Raw genomic sequence first — 23,269 nt, forward strand, 5'->3', positions numbered from 1 at the left:
CTGGTCGCGCAGTTCCCCGCGCCCCTAGCGGTACTGGTGCCGGCCCGCACCGGGCATTTCAGCCCGTCCGGCGTTTGAGGACGAGCGCCCTTAAGGCGCGAACGGGGGTCTGGGGGCGGAGCCCCCGGGGGCCCGGAACCAACCAACCCCGGGCAAGGGGCGGGAGGGTGGGCAAATCCCCCGGGGCCGGGGAGCTCAGGGCCGGGCCGGGCGGGTTGCCCGGGACTGTTCGTCGGCGGAGCCACCCGCGCCGACCAGCCCCCGCGACACCGACCCGAGCCGCGGCTCGAACCGCCGCATCTCCCGCTGCCCCACCGCCCCGATCACCGCGGGCAGATACCCCCGCACGGACTGCATCCCCCGCAACCACCACTGCGCGTACACGTGCGAGGACCGCCGCTCGATCCCCGCGACGATGCGGTCGACCGCGGGCCCGAGCGGATACGTCCGGTTCGAGGGCCACGGCAGCCGCGAGCGGAGTTCCCGCATCACCTCGTCCTGGTCCGCCCCCCGCACCATGTCCGTGTCGGTCCACGACAGGTATCCGACCCCGACCCGCACCCCCTTGTAGCCGACCTCCGCGCGCAGGCTGTGCGCGAACGCCTCGACCCCGGACTTGGACGCGCAGTACGCCGTCATCATCGGCGCCGGCGTGATCGCCGCGAGCGAGGCGATCTGGAGGAAGTAGCCGCGCGACTCCATCAGGACCGGCAGGAACGCCCGCGCGGTGACCGCGCCGCCGATGAGGTTGACCTCGATGACCCGGCGCCAGGCGTCGGGGTCGGAGTCGACGAACGGCCCCCCGGAGGCGACGCCCGCGTTGGCGACGACGATGTCGACCTTCCCGAACCGCTCCTTCACCTCCACCGCGACCCGCGCCATCGCCTCGTGGTCGGTGACGTCCGCGTACCAGGACTCGGCCTCGCTGTGCAGCCGCGCCGCGACCCGCTTCAGCTCGTCCGGTTCGAGGCCGACGAGCGCGACCTTGGCGCCGCGCGCCGACAGCTTGCGCGCGAGCAGTTCGCCGACGCCCCGCGCCGCGCCCGTGACGACCGCGACCTGACCTTCCAGACTGACCCTGCTCATACGGCACGCTCCTCGGCGTCGACGGCGGCCGGGGCGGCGAGATGCTCGGCCACCAGCGCGCGGATCTTCTCGGTGATGAATGCGGGCGCCTCGATGGGCGTCATGTGCCCGACGCCGGTAAGCACGTCGAGCGATCGGCAGTCGGGCAGCAGGGCGGCGAGCCTGCGTGCGTGCACGGGCGGCGTGAGCCGGTCCGCACTGCCGCACACCACTGCCGTCGGCATCGCCAACTCCCTTACCTGTACGCCCAGTTCGAGCTCGGCCAGGACATGGGACCAGGCCCGGCGGACATCGCGCGGGCAGGCGTGCACGATGCGGGCGCAGGCTTCGACCCCGTCCGGGGCGGCTCCGGGCCCCATCGTCGCGTACCGCAGGACCTTCTTGGCGACCGGCGTGACCGGGCCGAGCGGGGCGCCTGATCCCAGGATCCGCCGGGTGAGCCCGGTCCGCAGCCGCCCGGCCCGCAGCGGCACCACCCGCGAGTCGGCGACGAGCTGGGACGCACCGGTGCTGCACAGCAGGACGGCCGCCGCGTGCTCACGCAGCCCCGCGCGTCCGGCGGCCGCCATGAGGGTCATGCCGCCCATGGAGTGCCCGGCGAGCACGGCCCGTTCCCCGGGCGCCAGCGTCGCGGCGAGCACCGCTTCGAGGTCGTCGGCGAGCGCGTCGGTGGAACAGACCTCGGCCGCGGCCGTACGTCCGTGGCCGCGCTGGTCGTAGGCGATGACCCGGCACTCCCCGGCAAGGGCCCGGATCTGCGCGGCCCAGAACGCGGTCGAGCAGGTCCAGCCGTGCGCGAGGACGACGGCGGGCGCGTCGGCCGGCCCGTGCACCTCGACGTGCAGCGGGCTGCCGTCGGCGGAGTGCGCGGTCAGGACGCGGTCCGGCGCGGGCGGCGCGTACCCGCCGTGCCGCACGAACCCGGCCCGGCTCACGCGGACACCGCCGCTTGCTCACCGGCGGCGGGCGCGACGTCGAGCGCGGGCGCCGCCTCGGCGGCCCGGGCCCGTACGACCTCGTACTCGCCGAGGTCCACCTCGCGCGTCAGCCGCCGGAACTCGCCGGTGGTGCCCGGCCAGGCGGTGGTGTTGCGGCCGTTGGCGTCCAGGTACCAGCTGGTGCAGCCGCCGGTGTTCCACACGGTCCGCTTCATGCGCTCCTGCACCTGCCGGTTCCAGGCGCCGACGGCGGACGGCCGCGGGGCGAGCGCGGTGCGGCCGCCGAGCACGTTCAACTGCCGCAGGTAGTCGGCCATGTAGTTGAGCTGGGACTCGATCATCAGGATCATCGAGGAGTTCCCGAGGCCGGTGTTGGGCCCGATGATGGTCATCCAGTTGGGGAATCCGGCCGCGGTCGCGCCGCGCAGCGACTGCATGCCGTCCTTCCACGACTCGGCGAGCGTGTGTCCATCGGCGCCGACGACCCGGTCGGCGATCGGCATGTCCGTGACGTGGAACCCGGTGCCGAAGACGATCGCGTCGACCTCGGTCTCGGTGCCGTCGGCGGCCACCGCGGTGGAGCCGCGCACCTCGGCGAGCCCGGAGGCGACGACGTCCACGTTGTCCTGGGCGAGCGCCGGGTAGTACGTGCTGGACAGCAGGATGCGCTTGCAGCCGATGCGGTAGTCCGGGGTCAGCTTCGCCCGCAGCACCGGGTCCTTGATGGCACGCGCCATGTTGGACTTGGCGAGCGATTCGACCAGGCCGAGCTCGTTGGGCCGCTTGGTGAACGCGCTGACCTGCAACTCCCTGATGCCCCACAGGAGTCCGCGCCGAGCGGCGCCGGTGAAGGGAAGCTGGCGGTGCAGCCAGCGCTCGACTCCCGTGATCCCGCGGTCCATCCGGGGCATGACCCACGGCGGCGTGCGCTGGAGGAGCGTGAGCCGCGCGACCTCGGGCTGGATGGCGGGCACGATCTGGATGGCCGAGGCGCCGGTGCCGACCATGGCGACGCGCTTGCCGCGCAGGTCGTAGTCGTGGTCCCAGCGCGCGGAGTGGAACACCTTGCCGGGGAAGGTGTCGAGCCCGGGGATCTCCGGCATCTTGGGGTCGGAAAGCGGCCCGGTGGCGGAGACGACGACGTCGGCGGTCAGGGTCCGGCCGCCCGCGATCTCGATCTCCCACCACAGCCGTTCGGTGTCCCAGCGCATCATCAGCACCTCGTGGTCGAGGCGGATGTGCGGGCGCAGCCGGAACACGTCGGCGACGTGTTCGAGGTAGGCGCGGATGTGCTCCTGGCCGGAGAAGGTGCGCGGCCAGTCGGGGTTGGGCGCGAAGGAGAAGGAGTACAGGTGCGAGGGGACGTCACAGGCGCACCCCGGGTAGCTGTTGTCGCGCCAGGTGCCGCCGACCGACCCGGCCCGCTCCAGGACGACGAAGTCGGTGATCCCCTCGCGGCGCAGCCGCACCGCCGCGCCGAGGCCGCCGAACCCCGAGCCGATCACCGCCACACGTACATGCTCGTCCTTGGCCATGCCACCGCCTCCACGGTCGGTCCCACAATGTTGCCAGCAATCACTGGCACTGTTGGGAGCGTAGAGCAGTCGCATACCGAGCGGTAGGGGTGCGGACGGGGAAAGTTACCGCCGGTACCACCCGTCGGGCACCGCATAGGCTGAGGCCCGTGGCAGCAGACCAGACAGGTAACGGCGATCCGGGTGTCCGCGAGTACCGCATGGCGGAGCTGGCCCGGGAGGCCGGCATCACCGAACGCACCCTGCGCTTCTACCGCGAGCGCGGACTGATCCCGCCGCCGCGCCGCCAGGGGCGGATCGCCTGGTACGACGACCACCACCTGGCCCGGCTGCGGACGATCTCGGCGCTTCTGGAACGCGGCCACACCTTGTCCGGCATCGCCGACCTGACCTCGGCCTTCGAGTCGGGCCGCGACGCCGGCGAAGAGCTCGGCCTGGTCGAGCCCACCGAGGAGACCCCGGTGCGCCTGACCCCGCAGGCGCTGGCGGACCACTTCGCCGGCCAGGTCACCCCGGAGAACCTGGCGGCGGCCCTCGACCTCGGCTATCTCGCGGTGTCGGGCGAGGAGATCGTCCACATCAGCCGCCGCCTCCTCGACGTCTCCGCCTCGCTGGTGCGCGAGGGGGTCCCGCTCGCGGCGGTGCTCGCGGCGGCACGCGAGGTCCGCGAGCACGCGGACGCCCTGGCCGCCCTGTTCACCGACCTCCTGCACACGCACACCACGGGGAAGGACGCCGACCGCATGCGCCCGCTGGCCAAGGCGGTGGTGGACGCGGAACTGTCCCTGGCCCTGGACCGCCGCCTGTCACAGGAACCCTGACCCGCCCGGGCGGCGTTGGGCCCGGTGAGCCCGGTGAGCCCGGTGAGCCCCTGCCCCTCGGGGCCCCTCGGGCCGTGGCCTAGAGGTCGTAGACCACCGTCACGGGCGCGTGGTCGCTCCACCGCTCGCCGTGCGTCGCGGCCCGCTCAACGAACCCCTTCACAGCCCGCCCGGCCAGACCCGGCGTGGCGACCTGGTAGTCGATGCGCCAGCCCGTGTCGTTGTCGAAGGCGCGGCCGCGGTAGGACCACCACGAGTACGGCCCCTCGACGTCCGGGTGCAGCGCGCGCACCACGTCGACGTAGCCGCCGTCCGCCGCGTCGAAGACCCGGGTCATCCACTCCCGCTCCTCGGGCAGGAAGCCGGAGTTCTTCTTGTTTCCCTTCCAGTTCTTGAGGTCGGCCTCCTGGTGGGCGATGTTCCAGTCGCCGCAGACCACGACCTCGCGCCCGTCGGCGGCGGCCCGCACCCTCAGCTCCTTGAGGTACTCCAGGAACTCCGCCATGAAGCGGATCTTCTCGTCCTGTCGCTCGGTGCCGACCTCACCCGAGGGCAGGTAGAGGGAGGCCACGGTCACGCCGGGCAGATCCGCTTCGAGGTAGCGCCCGCTGTCGTCGAACTCCGCGCTTCCGAACCCGGTCCGCACCCGGTCCGGCTCGCGCCGGGTGAGCAGGGACACCCCGGCCCGGCCCTTGGCGGCGGCCGGTGCATGCACCGCGAACCAGCCCTCGGGCGCGCCGGCCGCGGCGGGCAGCTGGTGCGGCTCGGCCCGCACTTCCTGCAGGCAGATCACGTCCGCCCCGGTCCCCGCGAGCCACTCCACGAAGCCCTTCTTGGCGGCGGCGCGCAGCCCGTTTACATTCACAGAGGTAACAGTGAGCATCCCGGCACCCTACCGACCCGGCAGAGCCCACCCTCCGCATAGAAGTACGATAGAGCGCATGATTATCCAGAACCTCGGCTACGACCACCCCGACGCCGTCAGGCTCAACGACGAGGTCCAGCTCGAATACGCCGAGCGGTACGGGGACGAGGGCGACATCACGCCCTTGGACGCGGCGATGTTCATGCCCCCGCGCGGCCTGTACCTGATCGCGTACGACCCCGAGGGCCGCCCGGTGGCGACCGGCGGCTGGCGCAGCCAGGACGCGAACGAGGAGAACTACCGCGACGGCGACGCCGAGCTGAAGCGCATGTACGTCGTCCCCGAGGCCAGGGGCAGAGGCCTCGCCCGCCGCATCCTGGCCGCGCTGGAAGCCGACGCCCGCGCGGCCGGCCGCACCCGCATGGTCCTGGAGACCGGCACCAAGCAGCCCGAGGCCATCACCCTGTACACCTCGACGGGTTACGAGCCCTGCGAGAAGTTCGGCCACTACCGCACGTACGACACGAGCCGCTGCTTCGCGAAGCCGCTGCGCGATTCCTGAGCGCGCGCCCGCCGCTTCCGGAAGCGGGGGCCCGCCCGGTACATGGGAAGAGCCCCTGCCGGATTTCTCCGACAGGGGCTCTTCCCTGTTGTTGTGGACCTGAGGGGATTCGAACCCCTGACCCCCTCGATGCGAACGAGGTGCGCTACCGGACTGCGCCACAGGCCCTTGCAACGAGTGAAACCTTAGCACCCGGAAGAGGGTGCTTGGAAATCGGTTCCTCGCTGGTCAGCGAGAGGGGGGTCATTCGTTGGCCGCGCGGGGCCGGTCGTCGTCCGCGTACTGGTCGAAGAGCGGCGTACGACGGCGACTTGAGCCCGAGCGCTGTCTGGGCGGCGGGTCGGCGGCGGGCGGCTCGGGGGTCGGCTCCGCCGTCGAGGAACGGGCCGAGGACCAGGTGTCCGGGGCGCCCAGGTCGATGCTGCCCGTCGCGCGCGGGGCGACCGGCGCGGTGACGTACGTCGGCAGCGGGACCGGCACCGGCTCCCAGCTCGCGCCGCGTTCGGGGCCGCGCTCGCGCTGCTGGTCGACCCACTCCTGGTGGTCGGTCTGCTCGACCAGCGCGCGCCGCCCGGCCTCCTGCGGGGACAGCGCGGGGGCGGGCGCGGGTTCGGGCACGGGGGCCGGGTGGTGGGGCTCGGGTTCGTCGTCGGTCTCAGCGCCCGGCGCGGTGGAGCGGGCACGCGGGCGGCTCTCGCGCAGCCGCTGGGCGGCGGCCTCCGCACGGCGGCGGTCCATGGTGAAGGCGAAGCGCCGCCGCTCCTGGATGCGCAGGTGCACGATGTACGCGCTGAGCAGGGCGGCCGGCACGGCCGGTGCCCACAGGAAGCCGAGCCCGCCGACCGCCGCGACGACCGCGCCGAGCGAGAAGGCGAGGAAGAGCACGACGGTGGTGCGCCGGCGCCGGGCGAGAACCGCACTGCGCTGGGCGCGCCGGGCACGCTCCGCCGAGGCGGCGTTCGTGGGACGCGGGCGCTCCTGGCGCTCCGGATGCGGCTCCGGGCGCGCGGGGCGCGGGGAGCGGGCCGGGGGCACGGCGGAGTGCCGGGCGCCCGTGGACTCCCCCGGGGTGTCGAGGGGTTCGGTCAGGGCGTCCGGAGGGGTCCCGGGTCCCGCCTCGGGCGATGCCTCCTCGGTGGCCCGCTGGCGCAGCTCCTTGGCGTACCGGCGCTCCATGGCCGACCGTCCGGACAGGAGCCGGATGGCGGTGCTGAAGCGTTCCGTCGGACGGGCCTCGTTGAGCTCGTCCTGCCTGCGGAGCCACATCGGCACCAAGTAGGCGGCCCAGGCCCCGACGATGACTGCGTAAATGAGGCCGCTGCTGCTCACACATCACACCGTAGAGGGAGGGGCGCGCGGGGATACGCCAATTGAGCCGGTGTGTCGCACGATCTGGCTGATATCACCGGCTTTTTTTGTGATTTCTCAGATCGTTCGATGTTCGTTCGATGTTCTGTCGACGATAGACAGCTCACCGATCCTGATCGAATTCGAACATTTATTTTATTTCTTGTGAGGGGACTGCCGGGCCCGGCGCCACCGGGCGAGCAGCCCGTCGGGCACTTCCTCCGCGGTGAGCGCGTACACCAGGTGATCGCGCCAGGCGCCGTCGATGTGGAGATAGCGCGGGCGCAGCCCTTCCTCGCGGAAACCGAGCTTTTCCACCACCCGCCGGCTCGGGCCGTTCTCCGGGCGAATGCACACCTCCATGCGGTGCAGCCCGACCGCGCGGAAGCAGTGGTCGACGGCGAGCGCGACGGCGGTCGGCATCACACCGCGGCCCGCCACCTCACGGTCCACCCAGTACCCGACGTGGCCCGAGCACATCGAGCCCCAGGTGATCCCGGCGACCGTCAACTGGCCCACCAGATGGCCCTGGTACTCGATGACGAACGGCAGCATGCGGCCCGCGTTGGCCTCGCCGCGCAGATGGCGGACCATCTGCCGGTAGGTGGGGCGCTGGGCGAAGGGCGCGCCGGGCGCGGGCGGCGGGATGGTCGCCTCCCAGGGCCGCAGCCAGTCGCGGTTGCGTCGGTTGACCTCGCGCCAGGCCCGTTGGTCGCGCAGCTTTATGGGGCGGAGGACCACATCGCCCTCCGCCAGCTCGACCGGCCAGGAAGGAACGTTCAGCTCGGGCTCCCCGCGGGTCTGGGGTGGTCGCCGCCGCGGATCTGGTCCACGGCGTGCCGCAGGATCCGCTCCAGGACGGCGATTCCGTCGCGTACGCCACCGGTGGAGCCCGGCAGGTTGACGATCAGGGTGCGGCCGCCGGCCACCCCGGCCAGGCCCCGGGACAGGGCCGCGGTGGGTACCTTGGCCAGGCCCTCGGCGCGGATGGCCTCGGGGATGCCGGGCACCTCGTAGTCGATGACGGACCGGGTGGCGTCGGGCGTGCGGTCGGTGGGCGAGAGGCCCGTACCGCCGGTGGTGACGATCACGTCGTACCCGGCGGCCGCTCCGGCCCGCAGCGCCTGCTCGACGGGGGCGCCGTCGGGCACCACGAGCGGCCCGTCCACGGTGAAGCCGATCGAGGCGAGGCCGCCCGCGAGGAGCGGCCCGCCGGTGTCGGCGTACACCCCGGCCGCCGCCCGGTTGGAGGCGGTGACGACGAGCGCCGCGTACGGCGCGAGCAGTGCCTGGCCGAGGCCTTCGCCGCCGGGCGGGAACGGCACCGCGGCCTGCGGCCCGGGCCGCGGCGGCACCGGGGCACGCTCCGGCTGAGGGGCCGTCATGCTCCGGCCGCCTCGGGCCGGTTCCAGTCGCCGGACTTGCCGCCGGTCTTCTCCTCGACCCGGATGCCGGTGATGACGGCGGCCTTGTCGACGGCCTTGACCATGTCGACGACGGTGAGCGCGGCCACCGACACCGCGGTCAGGGCCTCCATCTCGACGCCCGTGCGGTCGGTGGTCCGCACCGTCGCGACGATCTCCACGGCGTCGTCGGCGACCGACAGGTCGAGCTTCACACCGGACACCGCGAGCGGGTGGCACAGCGGGATGAGGTCGGGCGTGCGCTTGGCGCCCATGATCCCGGCGATGCGGGCGGTGGCGAGCGCGTCGCCCTTGGGGACGCCCTCGCCGCGCAGGAGTTCCACCACGCGCGGCGAGACGAGCACGCGTCCGCTCGCGCGGGCGGTGCGTGCGGTGACGTCCTTCTCGGAGACGTCGACCATGCGGGCCGCACCCGCCTCGTCGATGTGCGTGAGCCTGCCTTGCGTCGAACTCATTCGGTGGCGCTCCCGGTACGGCTTCTGTGGGCAGACACCGTACCCCCACCGGCCCTCGCTCAGCCGAGCAGGACCACTTCCACCTCGCTGTCGGGCTCCGCGGAGGTGGCCTCCTCGGGGATCACGATGAGGCAGTCGGCGAGGGCGAGCGCCGCGATCAGATGCGATCCGGAGCCGCCCACGGGGCTGACGGTGCCGGCCTCTGCGTCGTAGCTGCCACGCAGGAACTGGCGCCGGTCCGCGGGCGAGGACAGCGCCTTGTCGGCCTTCAGGACCGCACGTGCGGTGGGCCGGTTGACGTCGGGCAGGCCCATCAGGGTGCGGATCGCGGGGCGTACGAACAGCTCGAAGGAGACGTAGCTGGACACCGGGTTGCCGGGCAGGGCGAGCAGCGGGGTGTGGTCGGGGCCGATCGAGCCGAAGCCCTGGGGCTTGCCGGGCTGCATCTTCAGCTTGCGGAAGTCGATGCCGCTGCCCGGCTCGTCCGCGTCGCCCACCGAGGACAGCGCCTCCTTGACGACGTCGTACGCCCCGACGCTGACGCCGCCGGTGGTGACCAGGAGGTCGGCGCGGATCAGCTGGTCCTCGATGGTGTCGCGCAGCACCGCCGCGTCGTCCGTGACCGCGCCGACCCGGTAGGAGATGGCGCCCGCGTCCTTGGCGGCGGCCGCCAGGGCGAAGCTGTTGGAGTCGTAGATCTGGCCCTGGCCCAACTGCTCGCCGGGCTGCACCAGTTCACTGCCGGTGGAGAGCACCACCACGCGCGGGCGCGGCCGTACGGTCACGGTGCCGCGGCCGATCGCGGCGAGCAGACCGATCTGGGGCGGGCCGAGCACGGTGCCGGCCCGGAGCGCGAGGTCGCCGGCCTGGACGTCGCTGCCGCGCGCGCGGACGTGGGCGCGGGACTCGGCCCCGCGGTGCACCCGCACCTCGCCGCTCGCCCCTTCGGGCGCCTGGCCCGCCGGACGCATGGCGGTGGCGGCGCCCCGACCGGTCCCGCCGTCGGTCCACTCGACGGGCACGACGGCCTCGGCGCCGGGTGGCAGCGGGGCGCCCGTCATGATCCGGGCGGCCTGGCCGGGGCCCACGGTGGGCAGTTCGCCGCTGCCCGCCGCCACGTCACCGATCACGGTGAGCACGGCCGGGAACTCCTCGCTGGCGCCCGCGACATCGGCGACACGGACCGCGTACCCGTCCATCGAGCTGTTGTCGAAGGGCGGCAGTGCGGCCGGCACCGTGACGTCCTCGACCAAGACACAGCCCTGGGCGTCGGGCAGTTGGAGCTCGATGGGATCGAGCGGCCGGACCGCGGCGAGGATGTCGTCCAGGTGCTCGTCCACCGACCAGATCGTGTTGCTCACGGGGCCTACATCTCCTCGGTGACGTACCGGCGAAGCCAGGCCTTGAAGTCGGGGCCCAGGTCTTCACGTTCGCACGCCAGTCTGACAATGGCTCGGAGATAGTCTCCGCGATCGCCGGTGTCATAGCGACGGCCCTTGAAGACGACGCCGTGCACCGGGCCGCCGATCGACTCGTCCGCGGCCATCTGCTGGAGTGCGTCGGTCAGCTGGATCTCGCCGCCGCGGCCGGGCTCGGTGGTGCGCAGCACGTCGAAGACGGCCGGGTCCAGGACGTAGCGGCCGATCACGGCGAGGTTGGAGGGCGCATCCGCGGGCTCGGGCTTCTCGACGAGCCCGGTGACCCGTACGACGTCGCTCTCGGCGGTGGTTTCCACGGCCGCGCAGCCGTAGAGGTGGATCTGCTCGGGGTCGACCTCCATGAGCGCGATCACGCTGCCGCCCTCGTGCTCCTGGATCTCCACCATCCGCGAGAGCAACTGGTCGCGGGCGTCGATCAGGTCGTCGCCGAGGAGCACCGCGAAGGGCTGGCTGCCCACGTGCGGGGCCGCGCACAGGACCGCGTGGCCGAGGCCCTTGGGGTCGCCCTGGCGCACGTAGTGCATGGTCGCGAGGTCGCTGGACTCCTGCACCTTGGCGAGCCGGTCGGCGTCACCCTTGCGGGTCAGCGCCGACTCCAGCTCGTAGTTGCGGTCGAAGTGGTCCTCCAGGGGACGCTTGTTGCGCCCGGTGACCATGAGGACGTCCGACAGGCCCGCCGCCACCGCCTCCTCCACCACGTACTGGATGGCCGGCTTGTCCACCACCGGCAGCATCTCCTTCGGAGTGGCCTTCGTGGCCGGAAGGAACCGGGTGCCGAGCCCGGCGGCGGGGATGACAGCCTTGGTGATCCGTGGAGGCGACTGAGTCATGCGGGCACCCTATCCGCTGCGTATGTGTGGAAGATTGCCCTCCGGTGAATTCGCTCTCTTTCGCACACATTTGAGGGGTCGGCGCAAGTACGGTGAGTGATCACATGTCCGAAAAGGCGGTCTTGCGGCGCGGGCTGCTCGACGCCAGGAAGCGGCTGTCCGGCGACGAGCTCCTGACCGCGTCCCGGGCGCTTGCCGACCGCGCCCTGGCCCTGCCCGAACTCGCCGCCGCCAACACGGTGGCCGCCTACGTCTCGGTGGGCAGCGAGCCCGGCACCCGCGCCCTGGTCGACTCCCTGCACACCCGGGGCGTCCGCGTACTGCTTCCGGTGCTGCTCCCGGACAACGACCTGGACTGGGCCCCCTACGCCGGCCACGAACACCTGCGGCCGGCCGGGCGCGGGCTGCTCGAACCGGACGGCGAACGCCTGGGTCCGGACGCCGTGACGGCCGCGGACGCGGTCCTGCTTCCCGGCCTCGCCGTGGACGCGCGCGGCATGCGCCTGGGCCGGGGCGGCGGCTCCTACGACCGGGTCCTGGCCCGCATCGGGGCGGCGGGCCGCGCGCCGGCCCTGGTGGTGCTTCTGTACGCGAACGAGGTGGTCGCGCGGGTCCCGGAGGAACCGCACGACCACCCCGTGCAGGCCGTCGTCACCCCCCACGGGGTGACGCGCTTTCCCGCGTGAGCGCCTGTACTACGGCGTGAGCTCGGCTACGGCGTGAGCTTCAGCGTGTCGACGCTCGAACCGTCGACCGCCCGGCCGGTGAACGACCAGTCGAGCAGCTCGCCCTTGGCCCACTTCTCGGTCTGGTCCGAGTAGTGCGCGCTGTAGGCGTGGCCCGAGGCGCCGGTGAGATTGATCCACTTGGACTTGTCGAAGTCCTTGAGGTTCACGACCATCCGCATCGAGGGCACCCAGGTGACGCCGTAGTCGCCGCTCGCCGCGTTCCAGCCGGTCGCGTCCACCGCGGCCTCGCCGCCGCCCAGGTTCCACGGGCCTCGGTTGAGCATGTACTGCAGAACGCCCGGGCCCTCCTTGCCGAGGGTCTGGTTCTTCAGCACCATCTGGTGCAGCCGGCCCCACGACCAGGTCGTGGTGTCCTTGCCGAGCTTGGCGGTCAGCTCCCAGCGGGCGTCCTTCATGGCCCGTGCGAGCAACTGGTCGCGCGTCGCGGTGGCCTTGTCGAGCCGGGTCGCGGGCGCCTTCCACCAGCTGTTGTTCTGGTCGTTGAAGATCTTGCGCACGACCTCGAACCACCGGTCGCCGCCGTCGGGCTGCGCCGAGTCGCCGTCGCGCTCGCCGCATTCCCAGACCTTCTTGTCGGGATCGTCGACCGGTCCGGTGCCGGCCGGCGGCGTCACCAGCAGGCACTCGCCCTTGGGGCGCAGTTCCTTGGGCAGCTTGTTGCCGAAGGCCAGCTTCAGGACGTTGCGCCACACCGAGTTGAAGTAGGCGGCGGCCGCCGAGTCGTTCTCCTGGGTGTAGTCCCAGCCCTCAAGGAGCTTCTGCGCCTCGCGCACCGACGGGTCGGACACGTCGATCTTCAGCAGGGCGGGCGTCAGCAGCGCGGCGATCTCGCTGCTGTTGTCCATCTGCATCTTCTGCATGTCCTCGGTGGAGATCTTCCCGCCGCCCTTGATCTTCGACTCGATGAGGTCATTGATCCGCTGGCTGCGGGCGCCGTAGCCCCAGTCCTTGGTGAGCAGGTACGGGTACTTCTTCTCGTCGACCACGGCCTGGTTGGCGGTGACGATGAAGCCCCGCTTGGGGTCGTACTCGTAGGGCAGCGCGTCGAAGGGGACGTACTTCTTCCACGTGTACTTGGAGTCCCAGCCCGGTACCGGCATGGTGCCGTCCACGCCGTCCGCCCGCACCGGAATCCTGCCGGGCGCCTGGTAGCCGATGTGGCCCTTGGTGTCGGCGTAGATCAGGTTCTGCGAGGGGACCTCGAAGTCCTTGGCCGCGGCCCGGAAGGACTTGAAGTCCTTGGCCCTGTTCAGCTCGAACACCGCGTCCATGGACTTGCCCGGCTCCAGGGCCGTCCACTTCAGGGCGACCGCGTAGCCCGTGCCCCGGTCGGGGGCCGCCGAGTTCACGGGCGCCTTCTGGCCGACCTTGCCCAGCTCGTCGTCGCGGTCGGAGACGAGCGGGCCGTTGTTGCTCTCGCGGACCGTGATGGTCTTGCCGGCCCCGCCGGCCACCTTGATGACCTCCTCGCGGGTCGCGAGGGGCTTCTCCTGGTTGTCGTAGAGGTAGTTGGACCCGGAGATCTTCTCCAGGTACAGGTCGGTCACGTCGGCGCCGAGGTTGGTGAAGCCCCAGGAGACGTCCTGGTTGTGGCCGATGACCACGCCGGGCATGCCGGAGAAGGTGTAGCCCGCCACGTCGTAGTTGCACGTGCTGGAGACCGTCCGGCAGTGCAGCCCCATCTGGTACCAGAGCGAGGGCATCATCGGCGCGAGGTGCGGGTCGTTGGCGAGCAGCGGCATGCCGGTCGTCGTGTACTGGCCCGACACCACCCAGGAGTTGGAGCCGATGCCGCTGCCGCTCGGGCCGAGCAGCGAGGGGATCTTGTCGAGGGTGTCGGACAGCGCGCCGAGCTGGCTCTGCATGCCCTGCAGCGCGCCCTGCGCGGTGTTCGAGGTGCCGTCGGAGGCGCTCGCGGCCCGGCTCGGGTCGAACTTTCCGGTGGCCTTGCTGTACGAGCCCTCGTCGACGATGGGACGGTGGGTGGCCGTCGGGTAGGCCGGGTACAGGTCCTTGATCTGCTGCGGGCCGAGCCGGCTCGTCATCAGGGCGCGGTCGATCTCGTCCTGCATGTTGCCGCGCAGGTCCCAGGCCATCGCCTTGAGCCAGGCCACCGAGTCGACCGGCGACCACTGTTCGGGCTTGTAGTCGTTGGTGAGGTTGAGGGCCGCGTACTCGACGGAGATGTCCTTGCCGTCCTTGCCCTTGAGATACGCGTTCACCCCCGCCGAGTAGGCCTGGAGGTACTTCTTCGTGGCGGGCGACAGCTTGGTGTCGTACTCCTGCTGTGCGACCTTGCGCCAGCCGAGCGTGCGCAGGAAGGCGTCGGTGTCGACCTGGCCGCTGCCGAACATCTCCGAGAGCCGGCCCGAGGTCATGTGCCGGCGGACGTCCATCTCGTAGAACCGGTCCTGCGCCTGGACGAAGCCCTGGGCCATGAACAGGTCGGCGTCGCTGTCGGCGTAGATCTGCGGGACGCCGTAGTCGTCGCGCTTGACCTCGACCTGGCCGGTGAGGCCGGGGACCTTGAGGGTGCCCGTGGTCTGCGGGAAGGAGGCGCGCACGGTACTGACTCCCCAGTACGCGCCGTAGGCGACGCCCGCGACCAGCGCCAGCACCAGGACGAGGACGAACAGCCTCAGTCGGCGTCCCCTCTTCCTGCTCGTCTTGCCGGCCGTCGTACCGGCGGAAGGGGCGGTTGTGGTGGCGGGCATCGCTGTCCTTCGAGGGGCAGGGTGGTCCAGGAGTGCTGGGAGCAACCATAGGCGCAGCCGCTGAGAGCCCCTGACGCGGTGTCTGCGTTCACATACGGGGACGGCGTCCGTGGGAGCTTCCGCGTAAAGAAAGCGTCAAAGATTAGGTAAGGTAACGAAGTACCTTGGGGTGCCGGAACGTTTCATCCGGTGCGTTCCAGGAGTCCCCGGATGCGCACCAGGCGCTTGGGGATGCACGATTTTCAGGGGGTGCCTGGCGGCACCTGAGGGGAAGGATCGGCCACTGACTGTCCACCAGCTCAACGAACTCCTGCTCATCTGCTCGCTCGTCCTGCTCATCGCCGTCGCGGCGGTGCGCATCTCCTCCCGCAGCGGGCTCCCCAGCCTGCTCCTGTATCTCGGCATCGGGATCGCCATCGGGCAGGACGGCATCTTCAACGTCACGTTCAACGACGCCGAACTGACGCAGGTGATCGGCTACGCCGCACTCGTGGTGATCCTGGCCGAGGGCGGCCTGGGCACGAAGTGGAAGGAGATCAAACCGGCGTTGCCGGCGGCCGTGGTGCTGTCGCTCGTCGGCGTCGCGGTGAGCGTGGGCGTCACGGCGGCGGGCGCGCACTATCTGGTGGGCCTGGAGTGGCGGCAGGCGCTCATCATCGGCGCGGTGGTGTCGTCCACCGATGCCGCGGCGGTCTTCTCCGTCCTGCGCAAGGTGCCGCTGCCCTCGCGCATCACCGGCGTCCTGGAGGCCGAGTCCGGCTTCAACGACGCCCCCGTGGTGATCCTGGTCGTCGCCTTCTCGACGCCGGGGCCGGTCGACTCCTGGTACATGCTGGTCGGCAAGATAGCCCTGGAGCTGGCCATCGGCGCCTCCATCGGGCTCGCGGTGGGCTGGCTCGGCTCGTTCGGACTGCGTCACGTGGCGCTGCCCGCCTCCGGCCTCTATCCGATCGCGGTGATGGCGATCGCCGTGTCCGCCTACGCGGCCGGCGCGATGGCCCACGGCTCCGGATTCCTCGCGGTCTACCTCGCCTCCATGGTGCTCGGCAACGCCAAGCTGCCGCACTGGCCCGCCACCCGCGGCTTCGCGGACGGGCTCGGCTGGATCGCCCAGATCGGCATGTTCGTCCTGCTCGGCCTCCTGGTCACCCCGCACAACCTGGCCGCCGACTTCTGGCCGGCCGTGATCATCGGCCTGGTCCTGACCATGGTGGCGCGGCCGCTGGAAGTACTGCTGAGCCTGCTGCCGTTCCGCATGCCGTGGCAGGAGAAGGCCCTGATGTCCTGGGCGGGCCTGCGCGGCGCCGTGCCCATCATCCTCGCCACCATCCCCATGGTCTCCGGGGTCGACGGCAGCGAGAAGGTCTTCAACATCGTCTTCATCCTGGTCGTCGTCTACACCCTGATCCAGGGCCCGACGCTGCCGTGGCTGGCCCGCAAGCTCCAGCTCTCGGACTCCGACGAGGCCGCCGACCTCGGCGTCGAATCGGCCCCCCTGGAGCGGCTGCGCGGCCACCTGCTGTCCGTGGCGATCCCGCCGAAGTCACGGATGCACGGCGTCGAGGTGCACGAGCTGCGGCTGCCGCCCGGCGCCGCCGTCACCCTGGTCGTGCGGGACGGCAAGAGCTTCGTACCGGGGCCCACCACGGTGCTGCGCCAGGGCGACGAGCTCCTGGTCGTCGCCACCGACCCGGTACGGGACGCGGCCGAGTCCCGGCTGCGCGCGGTCGGCCAGGGCGGCAAGCTCGCGGGCTGGCTGGGCACCGGTGGCACGGAGGAGCCCGCCAGGAGCACGAGCAGGAGCGCGACCAAGAACGCGACCAAGAACACGGGCGGGGGCACGGGCAAGAACACGAAGCCCGGAAGAACGGCACATTAAGGCGCGTTGTGCGCTGTTAAGCCGCATGTCGGCCGCATAAACACAGGCCGAAAGTTGGCACTCCGTGCGGAATCGTAGGCACGGAGTGCCAAGACTCTGTATCATGAAGGCACACCACTGATCGACCAACTCTGCCTGACGCAGAGCTGGCGCGACCGTATGGCGGTCGGGGGCTCCCCGCAGCACCCCCGGCATCTACCGCAGTTCCGCGCAAGAGGACAGCTCTCGGCAACGCCCGCACCCACAGATCTGTGCATGGGGCGCGCTACCAGGCGGCAGAAAGGCAAGGGGCCGTGGCATCCACGGTCACTTCTGACAAGCGGCCCGGTTACGGCCAGCTGCTGCGCACACCCGGCGCACTGTCCTTCCTCCTGCCCGGCTTCGCCGCCCGGCAGCCCTTCGCGATGCTCACCATCGGCATCCTGCTCCTGGTCCAGCACACGACCGGCTCCTACGGCGGCGCCGGTGCGGTGGCCGCCTTCACGGGCGTGTCCATGGCGCTGTTCGCCCCGCAGAGCGGCAAGCTCGCCGACCGCTTCGGCCAGCGCGCCGTCCTGGTGCCCGGCGTTCTGGTCCACGCGGCCTCGGTGTCCACGCTGACCACGCTCGCCCTGGCGGGCGCGCCCCTGTGGGCGCTGTTCATCGCCGCCGTGCCCACCGGCGCCTCGGTCCCGCAGGTCGGGCCCATGGTGCGGGCCCGCTGGGCCAGCAAGCTCGACGGCTCGCCCCTGATGGCGACCGCCGCCGCCTTCGAGTCCGTGACCGACGAGTTCACCTTCGTCATCGGCCCGGTCCTCGCCACCGCCCTGTGCACCGGCGTGCACCCGGCGGCCGGCCTGATCGCCGAGGCCTCGCTCACCCTGATCGGCGGCCTGCTGTTCGCGGCCCAACGCGCCACCCAGCCGCCGGTGCGCAGCGCCGCGGAGCTGGAGCAGGCCGAGCACACCTCCGCGCTGTCCATCCCGGGCGTACGCGTCCTGGCGATGGCCTTCCTCGGCATCGGCGCGGTCTTCGGCGGCATGCAGGTCTCGCTCACCGCGTTCGCCGAGGAGATCGGCAACCCGGGCATCAACGGCGTCCTCTACGGCATCTTCGCGGCCGGCAACATGCTGGCCGGCATCGCCTGCGGCGCCATCGCCTGGAAGTCCGCTCCCCGCACCCGGCTGATCGCCGGTTACGCGGCGCTGACGCTGGCGGCCTCCGGCCTGTGGGCGGCGCACTCCGCGCTGCTGCTCGGCGGCCTGGGCCTGATCGTCGGCCTGTGCATCGCACCGGCCCTGATCACCGGCTACACGCTGGTCGAGTCGCTGGTCCCGTCGACCTCGCGCACCGAGGCGTTCACCTGGCTGACCGGCGCGGTCGCGCTCGGCCAGGCCGCCGCCGTCACGGTGGCCGGCCGGCTGACCGACGCCCACGGCTCGACGGCCGGTTTCCTGGTGCCGATGGCAGGCACCGCGCTGGCCCTGGTCACGCTCCTCGCGCTCCGTTCGCGGCTCACTCCGCGCCCGGCTGCACGTACCGTGGCGCGTGGCGTCGGTCACCGTGTTCCCGTCACGGTGGACTGATCCCGGGGAATACGTCACTATGGACCGTCGTTAGCACTCATCGAGTGAGAGTGCCAGGAGGAAGACAAGTGCCGACCTACCAGTATCAGTGCACCGAGTGCGGCGAGGGCCTCGAGGCGGTGCAGAAGTTCACCGATGACGCCCTGACCGTGTGCCCGAACTGCGAAGGACGCCTGAAGAAGGTGTTCTCGGCGGTCGGCATCGTCTTCAAGGGCTCCGGCTTCTACCGCAACGACAGCCGCGGCGCGTCGTCGAGCAGCTCGCCCGCGTCGTCCTCGGCCTCGAAGACCTCGACGTCGTCCGGCTCGGACGCCAAGCCCGCCGCCTCCTCGTCGTCGTCGAGCTCCGGCTCGTCCTCGTCGAGCGCCAGCCCGGCCGCCTGACCCAGCCTTCATTCGGGAACCCCCGCCGTACCACGGCGGGGGTTCCCGCGTTTTCGCCCCCGGTTAGTGTGACCGCCATGGTTAACGCAGAGATCGGCGTCATCGGCGGCTCGGGGTTCTACTCGTTCCTGGAGGACGTCACCGAGGTCCAGGTCGACACTCCCTACGGCTCCCCCAGCGACTCGCTCTTCCTCGGCGAGGTCGCCGGCCGGCGCGTGGCCTTCCTGCCCCGCCACGGCCGCGGCCACCACCTGCCCCCGCACCGCATCAACTACCGCGCCAACCTGTGGGCGCTGCGCTCGGTCGGAGTGCGCCAGGTGCTCGGCCCGTGCGCCGTCGGCGGCCTGCGCCCCGAGTACGGGCCGGGCACGCTGCTCGTGCCGGACCAGCTGGTGGACCGCACGAAGGCACGCGTACAGACCTTCTTCGACGGGCTGCCGCTGCCGGACGGCACGGTCCCCAACGTCGTGCACACCACGTTCGCCGACCCGTACTGCCCCAGTGGCCGCAAGGCCGCGCTGGCCGCCGCGGACGGCCGGGGCTGGCAGGCCGTGGACGGCGGCACCATGGTCGTCATCGAGGGACCTCGCTTCTCGACCCGCGCCGAGTCCCGGTGGCATGCGGCGAGTGGCTGGTCGGTGGTCGGCATGACCGGGCACCCGGAGGCCGTGCTCGCCCGCGAACTCGGGCTCTGCTACACCTCGTTGAGCCTGGTCACCGACCTGGACGCGGGCGCCGAGACCGGGGAGGGCGTCTCGCACACCGAGGTCCTGAAGGTGTTCGGCGAGAACGTGGCCCGCCTGCGCGAGGTGCTCTTCGACGTGGTCGGCGCCCTTCCGGCCACCGAGGACCGCGACTGCCTGTGCACCCACGCGCACGACGGCTGGGAGCTCGGCATCGAACTGCCGTGAGGGGCGGCTGCCGTGAGGGGCGGCTGCCGAGGGGGCGGGGCGGGGCGTTGGACGCCGGGGCGAGTCGGGTGCGTCGGGTCGTCGGGTGCGTCGGGTGCGTCGGGTGCGTCGGGTGCGTCGGGTGCGTCGGGTGCGTCGGGCAGTGAACTCCCCTTTCGGGTGAGCGAGTTGTCCACAAGCCGGGGGTCGTCCACAGGCCCCGGCGCAATCCCGCGGGGCAGGGGATCGTGAGGAGCGTCCGAGCAGCACAGGCTCTCCACGATCGGCAGTGATCGCCATGTCCACAGACCACGCGGCACCCTCCTCGCCCACTCCCCGCCCCCGCCCCTTCCTGCCTCCCGTGCCCGCGCCCGAGCCCGGCGGGGTGCCGTTCTTCCCGCCGCTGCGGGTACGCGGCGGGCGGCACGCCCTGCGCCGCGCGATGCGCAGGCGGCGGCGTGCCGTGGCCGCGGGCCTGGCCGTCACGGCCGCCGCCCTCGTGGTGTCCAGCCCGCAGGCCGCCGAGCGCCCGCATCCGCCCGCGGCCCCCGCGCCACGGGAACGCGGGCCCGCCCGGGAGACCCCGGTGGTGTCCGCGCCGGTACGGATCGCGGACGCCGAGACCGTACGGCTGCTGCGACCCGGCGACCTCGTCGATGTGATCGCCGCCGCCAACTCGCCCTCGCCGGGCGGAGGAGAGGCCCGGGTGCTGGCAACGGGCGCCAGGGTCCGGCGAGTTCCGGGGCCGAGCGCGGCCTCACCGGAGACGGGAGCATTGATCGTGCTCGCCGTGCCGCGCGAAACCGCGAGGGTGCTGGTGGGTGCCGGTACCTCGTCCCGATTGGCGGTGACCCTGTGCTGATTCGCACGGGCGAACGGTCAAGTCACCAGTTCGCGTGCATGGATTGGACAGCGCGACCCTGCCCTGTCCAAGGTGGCGCAGGAGTTTGCCCTACCCCCTGCACATGCGAAGAAAGGCTCATTGGTGAGCGAGGAGAAGACAGGCGTGCTGGCCGGCTTCAAGGCCTTCCTGATGCGCGGAAACGTGATCGACCTGGCCGTGGCCGTGGTGATCGGCGCCGCGTTCACCAACATCGTGAACTCGATCGTGAAGGGCGTGATCAACCCCCTGGTCGGCGCGCTCGGCACGAAGGACCTGGACCACTACAGCTCCTGCTTCAAGGCCCCCTGCACCGGCGACTCGGGGATTCAGATCCTCTGGGGCGGAGTGCTCAGTGCCCTGCTGAGCTTCCTCGTCACCGCCGCGGTCGTGTACTTCCTGATGGTGCTGCCGATGGCCAAGTACCTGGCCCGGCGGGCCCAGCAGCAGGGAGTGAAGGAGACGATGGAGGTCAGCGAGCTGGAGGTCCTCAAGGAGATCCGCGACACTCTGATCGCCCAGCGCGGGCCCGGTACGGGTACGGGCACGGGTGCCGGTCCCGGCAGCGGCCCGGGCACGGGCCCGAGCACTGGTCCGGGCGTGGAGTTCTAGGACCGGCTTCGACGGCTCAGATGTGGTGGGGCGGCTTCTCGTCGAGGAAGCGCGCCAGATCGGCGGCGCTGCCGGCGGACGCGGGCCGCTCGCCCCACCCGCGGTCGGTGTCGTCCGCCGACTGCTGGTCCAGCGGATCGTCGAAGACCAGCCTCGGCTTGGGCTTCGGCTGCTCCTTGGACGCCGATGCGGGCACTGATTCGGGGTCACGCGGTCCGTGGGCGGGGGCGGTGCTCATGCCTCCAGGGTACGGCGGGCGGCGGGGGCGCCCGGCCCGGCCGCGGGGCCGACGACCGGGGGTCCCGGGGTCGGCAGGGCTCGCACCGGCGATCCCGTGGCCGCGATCCGGGCCCCGGCCCAGGCCCAGGCCACGGTCCGGGCGGGCTTCGGCGGTCGGGCGGGGGTCAGCGGTCCTTCGGGTCGATGGCCCAGAGGCCCAGGACCGCCAGGAACGACAGACACAGGAAGCCCGCACCCCACCAGGCGGTGCCGGTATTGCCCCGCATCCATTCGTTGACCACCACGGTCAGCCCCCACAGCTGGCCGATGACCACGGTCATCGCGAGCGTGAGCCGGGCCGTCAGCTTCGAGGAGCGCTCCGGCTCCTGCTCGGTGCCCGCGCCCGGCCCGGGCCCGGTGTGCCGGGTCCGGGGGTCTCCGTAGCCACTGGTCGCGCGGATCTGCGGGTAGCGCTCGTGGACCGGCCGGTTGAGCCGTCGCTGTGCGGAGCCGGGGGTGTACGCGGGCCGCGGGGGAAGGCCGGGGTCATCGCCCGGCCGGGACCCCGCGGCGGGATCCGAGTGCCCGCCGGGTCCGGGCAGGCCGTCGGGACCGGGCGCCCCGCCGAAGCCGCCGTGCCCGTCAGCGCTGCCGTGCACGTCAGCGCTGCCGGGCCTGCCGGGGCCGGGGTTACCGGGGCCGGGGCTGCCGTGGGGGCCGGTCGGCCCGTCGGGGCCCAGGGGCGCACCGCCGTCGGGGGTCATGTCCGCTCGCTCCTCTCGGCCGGCCCGGATTTCGCGGCGGGGCAGCCTAGGCGGGCCGCCAAGTCGGGCCGCGCGTCGGCGAACTGGCGGCACATGGCGGCCTCCTCGCTCTCACCGGAGCGTGCCGTGGCCACCGCCCAGACGGCACCATCGGCCTCCTCGACGAGGAGCACCTTGGGCAGCGGGCGCGGCGGCGGCCCCGCGGTGACCTCCCCGGTACGGGCGTCGAACACGCCCTCGTGGCAGGGGCAGTACAGCTCGCCCTCGGTGCCGCGGTCCTCGCGCCACAGCACCCCGCAGGCCAGATGCGTACAGACCGCGGAGTATCCGACGAGGGTGCCGTCCTTGAGGCGGACGGCGACCGCGCGGTCGTCCTCGCCGGGGAAGCGGAAGGCCACGGACTCCCCGGGCGCGAGCACCTGGGCGACGCGCTTGGCGTCGGGCGGGCCGTCGCTGTCGCCGTGCCGGTGCAGCACTCCTCCGGCCACGGCGAGGCCGCCGACGGCGAGACCGCCCGAGACGGTGGCGACGATGCGCAGATAGTCGCGGCGGGTGGTGAGGGAGTCCGCGGCGATGCGGTCGTGGAGGGCGGCCTGGGCGGGGTCGGCGCCCGGGTCGGGAGCGACGGGGGACTGGTCGGTGACGCTCATCGAGTGACGTCCTTCCCGTCCGCCTGGCGCCCGCCGCCGGCCGTGCCGGAGTTCACTTGGTTCACGGCTTTTCCATTCACCTCGACGATCGGGAGCCCGCCGGGCACCGGCCACTGGACCTTGTCGGCGGGCACGACCATGGCCACGCCGGTGGAGACGACGACATCGCCGAACGTGAAGGAGTCGGCGACCTGGACCCCGGGGCGCTCGGCACGCAGCTCCTCGACGGTCCCGTAGAACAGCGCGCCGGTCGGGCAGACCGTGGCGCACATGGGCGCCAGACCGTAGGCGGTGCGGTCGTAGCAGAGGTTGCACTTCATCTGCAGCTTCGCCTGGAGGTCGATCTTCGGTACGCCGAAGGGACAGGCGTTGACGCAGTTGGCGCAGCCGATGCAGCGGGTGGTGTCGGCCTGCTGCACCACCCCGTCCGCGGTCACCAGGATCGCGTCGGCGGGACACACCTCGGCGCACGGCGCGACCGGGTCCTCGCAGTGCATACAGACGGTCGGAAGGGAGGCGACGGAATGACCCTCGTCGGGATAGTCGAGATGGATCATGGACTTGCCGCGGTGCGAGTCGCACTCGCGGCAGGCCGACACACAGGCCTGGCAGCCGATGCAGCGCCCCGGGTCGATGAAGATCGTTCTGCCCATCATGGCGGA

Annotated in this window: 24 protein-coding genes and 1 tRNA gene; 9 read left to right on the forward strand and 16 right to left on the reverse strand. The window is 71.9% G+C overall.

The window, feature by feature from the left end; translation table 11 throughout:
- Nucleotides 1-195 precede the first annotated feature (195 nt).
- The 3 genes from IE267_RS15095 to IE267_RS15105 are packed head-to-tail and all read right to left on the reverse strand — an operon-like array spanning nucleotide 196 to nucleotide 3,559.
- Nucleotides 196-1,086 (reverse strand): SDR family oxidoreductase, encoded by an 891-nt coding sequence (locus IE267_RS15095; RefSeq protein WP_161254931.1) that lies wholly within the window; start codon nucleotides 1,084-1,086, stop codon nucleotides 196-198.
- Complete coding sequence (locus IE267_RS15100) at nucleotides 1,083-2,021, reverse strand: alpha/beta fold hydrolase (RefSeq protein WP_189763575.1); 939 nt, start codon at nucleotides 2,019-2,021, stop codon at nucleotides 1,083-1,085. Before IE267_RS15100 ends, IE267_RS15095 begins: the two co-directional genes overlap by 4 nt.
- On the reverse strand, nucleotides 2,018-3,559 hold the full coding sequence (locus IE267_RS15105; RefSeq protein ID WP_189763576.1) for a flavin-containing monooxygenase: 1,542 nt from the start codon (nucleotides 3,557-3,559) through the stop codon (nucleotides 2,018-2,020). Before IE267_RS15105 ends, IE267_RS15100 begins: the two co-directional genes overlap by 4 nt.
- 200 nt (nucleotides 3,560-3,759) lie before the next feature.
- Here IE267_RS15105 and IE267_RS15110 point away from each other — a divergent pair, with 200 nt between their 5' ends.
- The gene (locus IE267_RS15110; RefSeq protein WP_167159851.1) at nucleotides 3,760-4,380 is read left to right on the forward strand and encodes a MerR family transcriptional regulator; all 621 of its coding nucleotides are present in this window, start codon (nucleotides 3,760-3,762) and stop codon (nucleotides 4,378-4,380) included.
- 79 nt (nucleotides 4,381-4,459) lie between these two features.
- Here the strand turns inward: IE267_RS15110 and IE267_RS15115 are convergent, their stop codons facing one another.
- A complete protein-coding gene (locus IE267_RS15115; protein ID WP_189763577.1) occupies nucleotides 4,460-5,263 on the reverse strand; it encodes an exodeoxyribonuclease III in 804 nt (267 codons plus the stop codon).
- Nucleotides 5,264-5,321: 58 nt separating this feature from the next.
- On the opposite strand from IE267_RS15115, the gene IE267_RS15120 reads away from it, so the two are divergent.
- Nucleotides 5,322-5,807: a GNAT family N-acetyltransferase gene (locus IE267_RS15120; protein ID WP_189763578.1), complete on the forward strand. Its 486-nt coding sequence runs from the start codon at nucleotides 5,322-5,324 to the stop codon at nucleotides 5,805-5,807.
- A gap of 94 nt (nucleotides 5,808-5,901) precedes the next feature.
- Here IE267_RS15120 and IE267_RS15125 read toward each other — a convergent pair.
- The 7 genes from IE267_RS15125 to galU form a co-directional block, all read right to left on the reverse strand.
- A tRNA-Ala gene (locus tag IE267_RS15125) sits at nucleotides 5,902-5,975 on the reverse strand.
- A gap of 75 nt (nucleotides 5,976-6,050) precedes the next feature.
- Nucleotides 6,051-7,136: a divisome protein SepX/GlpR gene (gene sepX, locus IE267_RS15130; RefSeq protein ID WP_189763579.1), complete on the reverse strand. Its 1,086-nt coding sequence runs from the start codon at nucleotides 7,134-7,136 to the stop codon at nucleotides 6,051-6,053.
- Between the two features lie 174 nt (nucleotides 7,137-7,310).
- The gene (locus tag IE267_RS15135; RefSeq protein WP_167159849.1) at nucleotides 7,311-7,937 is read right to left on the reverse strand and encodes a GNAT family N-acetyltransferase; all 627 of its coding nucleotides are present in this window, start codon (nucleotides 7,935-7,937) and stop codon (nucleotides 7,311-7,313) included.
- Nucleotides 7,934-8,440: a MogA/MoaB family molybdenum cofactor biosynthesis protein gene (locus IE267_RS15140; RefSeq protein WP_161247339.1), complete on the reverse strand. Its 507-nt coding sequence runs from the start codon at nucleotides 8,438-8,440 to the stop codon at nucleotides 7,934-7,936. The genes IE267_RS15135 and IE267_RS15140 overlap by 4 nt, the downstream gene beginning before the upstream one ends.
- A 95-nt stretch (nucleotides 8,441-8,535) precedes the next feature.
- A complete protein-coding gene (gene moaC / locus IE267_RS15145) occupies nucleotides 8,536-9,033 on the reverse strand; it encodes a cyclic pyranopterin monophosphate synthase MoaC (protein ID WP_161247335.1) in 498 nt (165 codons plus the stop codon).
- A gap of 59 nt (nucleotides 9,034-9,092) precedes the next feature.
- Nucleotides 9,093-10,394 carry a molybdotransferase-like divisome protein Glp gene (gene glp / locus IE267_RS15150; protein WP_167159308.1) on the reverse strand — a complete coding sequence of 434 codons (1,302 nt, stop codon included), beginning with the start codon at nucleotides 10,392-10,394 and terminating at the stop codon, nucleotides 9,093-9,095.
- A gap of 5 nt (nucleotides 10,395-10,399) precedes the next feature.
- The gene (galU, locus tag IE267_RS15155) at nucleotides 10,400-11,302 is read right to left on the reverse strand and encodes a UTP--glucose-1-phosphate uridylyltransferase GalU (RefSeq protein ID WP_189763581.1); all 903 of its coding nucleotides are present in this window, start codon (nucleotides 11,300-11,302) and stop codon (nucleotides 10,400-10,402) included.
- Between the two features lie 104 nt (nucleotides 11,303-11,406).
- On the opposite strand from galU, the gene IE267_RS15160 reads away from it, so the two are divergent.
- On the forward strand, nucleotides 11,407-11,988 hold the full coding sequence (locus IE267_RS15160) for a 5-formyltetrahydrofolate cyclo-ligase (RefSeq protein ID WP_189763582.1): 582 nt from the start codon (nucleotides 11,407-11,409) through the stop codon (nucleotides 11,986-11,988).
- A 26-nt stretch (nucleotides 11,989-12,014) separates the two neighbouring features.
- Here IE267_RS15160 and IE267_RS15165 read toward each other — a convergent pair whose 3' ends face one another.
- Nucleotides 12,015-14,765: a penicillin acylase family protein gene (locus tag IE267_RS15165; protein WP_167159301.1), complete on the reverse strand. Its 2,751-nt coding sequence runs from the start codon at nucleotides 14,763-14,765 to the stop codon at nucleotides 12,015-12,017.
- Between the two features lie 310 nt (nucleotides 14,766-15,075).
- On the opposite strand from IE267_RS15165, the gene IE267_RS15170 reads away from it, so the two are divergent.
- From IE267_RS15170 to mscL, 6 genes are all read left to right on the forward strand, one after another.
- Entirely contained in the window at nucleotides 15,076-16,644 is a 1,569-nt protein-coding gene (locus IE267_RS15170) for a potassium/proton antiporter (protein WP_229861251.1), read from the forward strand.
- A gap of 293 nt (nucleotides 16,645-16,937) precedes the next feature.
- A complete protein-coding gene (locus IE267_RS15175) occupies nucleotides 16,938-18,209 on the forward strand; it encodes an MFS transporter (protein WP_189763583.1) in 1,272 nt (423 codons plus the stop codon).
- A gap of 68 nt (nucleotides 18,210-18,277) precedes the next feature.
- On the forward strand, nucleotides 18,278-18,592 hold the full coding sequence (locus IE267_RS15180) for an FmdB family zinc ribbon protein (protein ID WP_167159297.1): 315 nt from the start codon (nucleotides 18,278-18,280) through the stop codon (nucleotides 18,590-18,592).
- Nucleotides 18,593-18,669: 77 nt separating this feature from the next.
- The gene (locus IE267_RS15185; protein WP_189763584.1) at nucleotides 18,670-19,503 is read left to right on the forward strand and encodes an S-methyl-5'-thioadenosine phosphorylase; all 834 of its coding nucleotides are present in this window, start codon (nucleotides 18,670-18,672) and stop codon (nucleotides 19,501-19,503) included.
- A 277-nt stretch (nucleotides 19,504-19,780) separates the two neighbouring features.
- Complete coding sequence (locus IE267_RS15190; protein WP_229861190.1) at nucleotides 19,781-20,344, forward strand: hypothetical protein; 564 nt, start codon at nucleotides 19,781-19,783, stop codon at nucleotides 20,342-20,344.
- A 123-nt stretch (nucleotides 20,345-20,467) separates the two neighbouring features.
- Nucleotides 20,468-20,974, forward strand: a complete 507-nt coding sequence (gene mscL / locus IE267_RS15195) for a large conductance mechanosensitive channel protein MscL (protein ID WP_161244140.1) — start codon at nucleotides 20,468-20,470, stop codon at nucleotides 20,972-20,974.
- A 16-nt stretch (nucleotides 20,975-20,990) separates the two neighbouring features.
- Here mscL and IE267_RS15200 read toward each other — a convergent pair whose 3' ends face one another.
- From IE267_RS15200 to IE267_RS15215, 4 genes are all read right to left on the reverse strand, one after another.
- A complete protein-coding gene (locus tag IE267_RS15200; RefSeq protein ID WP_167159293.1) occupies nucleotides 20,991-21,212 on the reverse strand; it encodes a hypothetical protein in 222 nt (73 codons plus the stop codon).
- A 166-nt stretch (nucleotides 21,213-21,378) separates the two neighbouring features.
- A complete protein-coding gene (locus IE267_RS15205) occupies nucleotides 21,379-21,795 on the reverse strand; it encodes a hypothetical protein (protein ID WP_373304555.1) in 417 nt (138 codons plus the stop codon).
- Between the two features lie 158 nt (nucleotides 21,796-21,953).
- Nucleotides 21,954-22,607, reverse strand: coding sequence for a QcrA and Rieske domain-containing protein (locus IE267_RS15210; protein WP_167159291.1), 654 nt, complete (start codon nucleotides 22,605-22,607; stop codon nucleotides 21,954-21,956).
- Nucleotides 22,604-23,263 carry a 4Fe-4S dicluster domain-containing protein gene (locus IE267_RS15215; protein ID WP_167159289.1) on the reverse strand — a complete coding sequence of 220 codons (660 nt, stop codon included), beginning with the start codon at nucleotides 23,261-23,263 and terminating at the stop codon, nucleotides 22,604-22,606. Before IE267_RS15215 ends, IE267_RS15210 begins: the two co-directional genes overlap by 4 nt.
- Between the last annotated feature and the right edge of the window lie 6 nt (nucleotides 23,264-23,269).

It is taken from the genome of Streptomyces xanthochromogenes (assembly GCF_014650455.1).
GTDB classification, from domain to species: Bacteria; Actinomycetota; Actinomycetes; order Streptomycetales; family Streptomycetaceae; genus Streptomyces; species Streptomyces xanthochromogenes.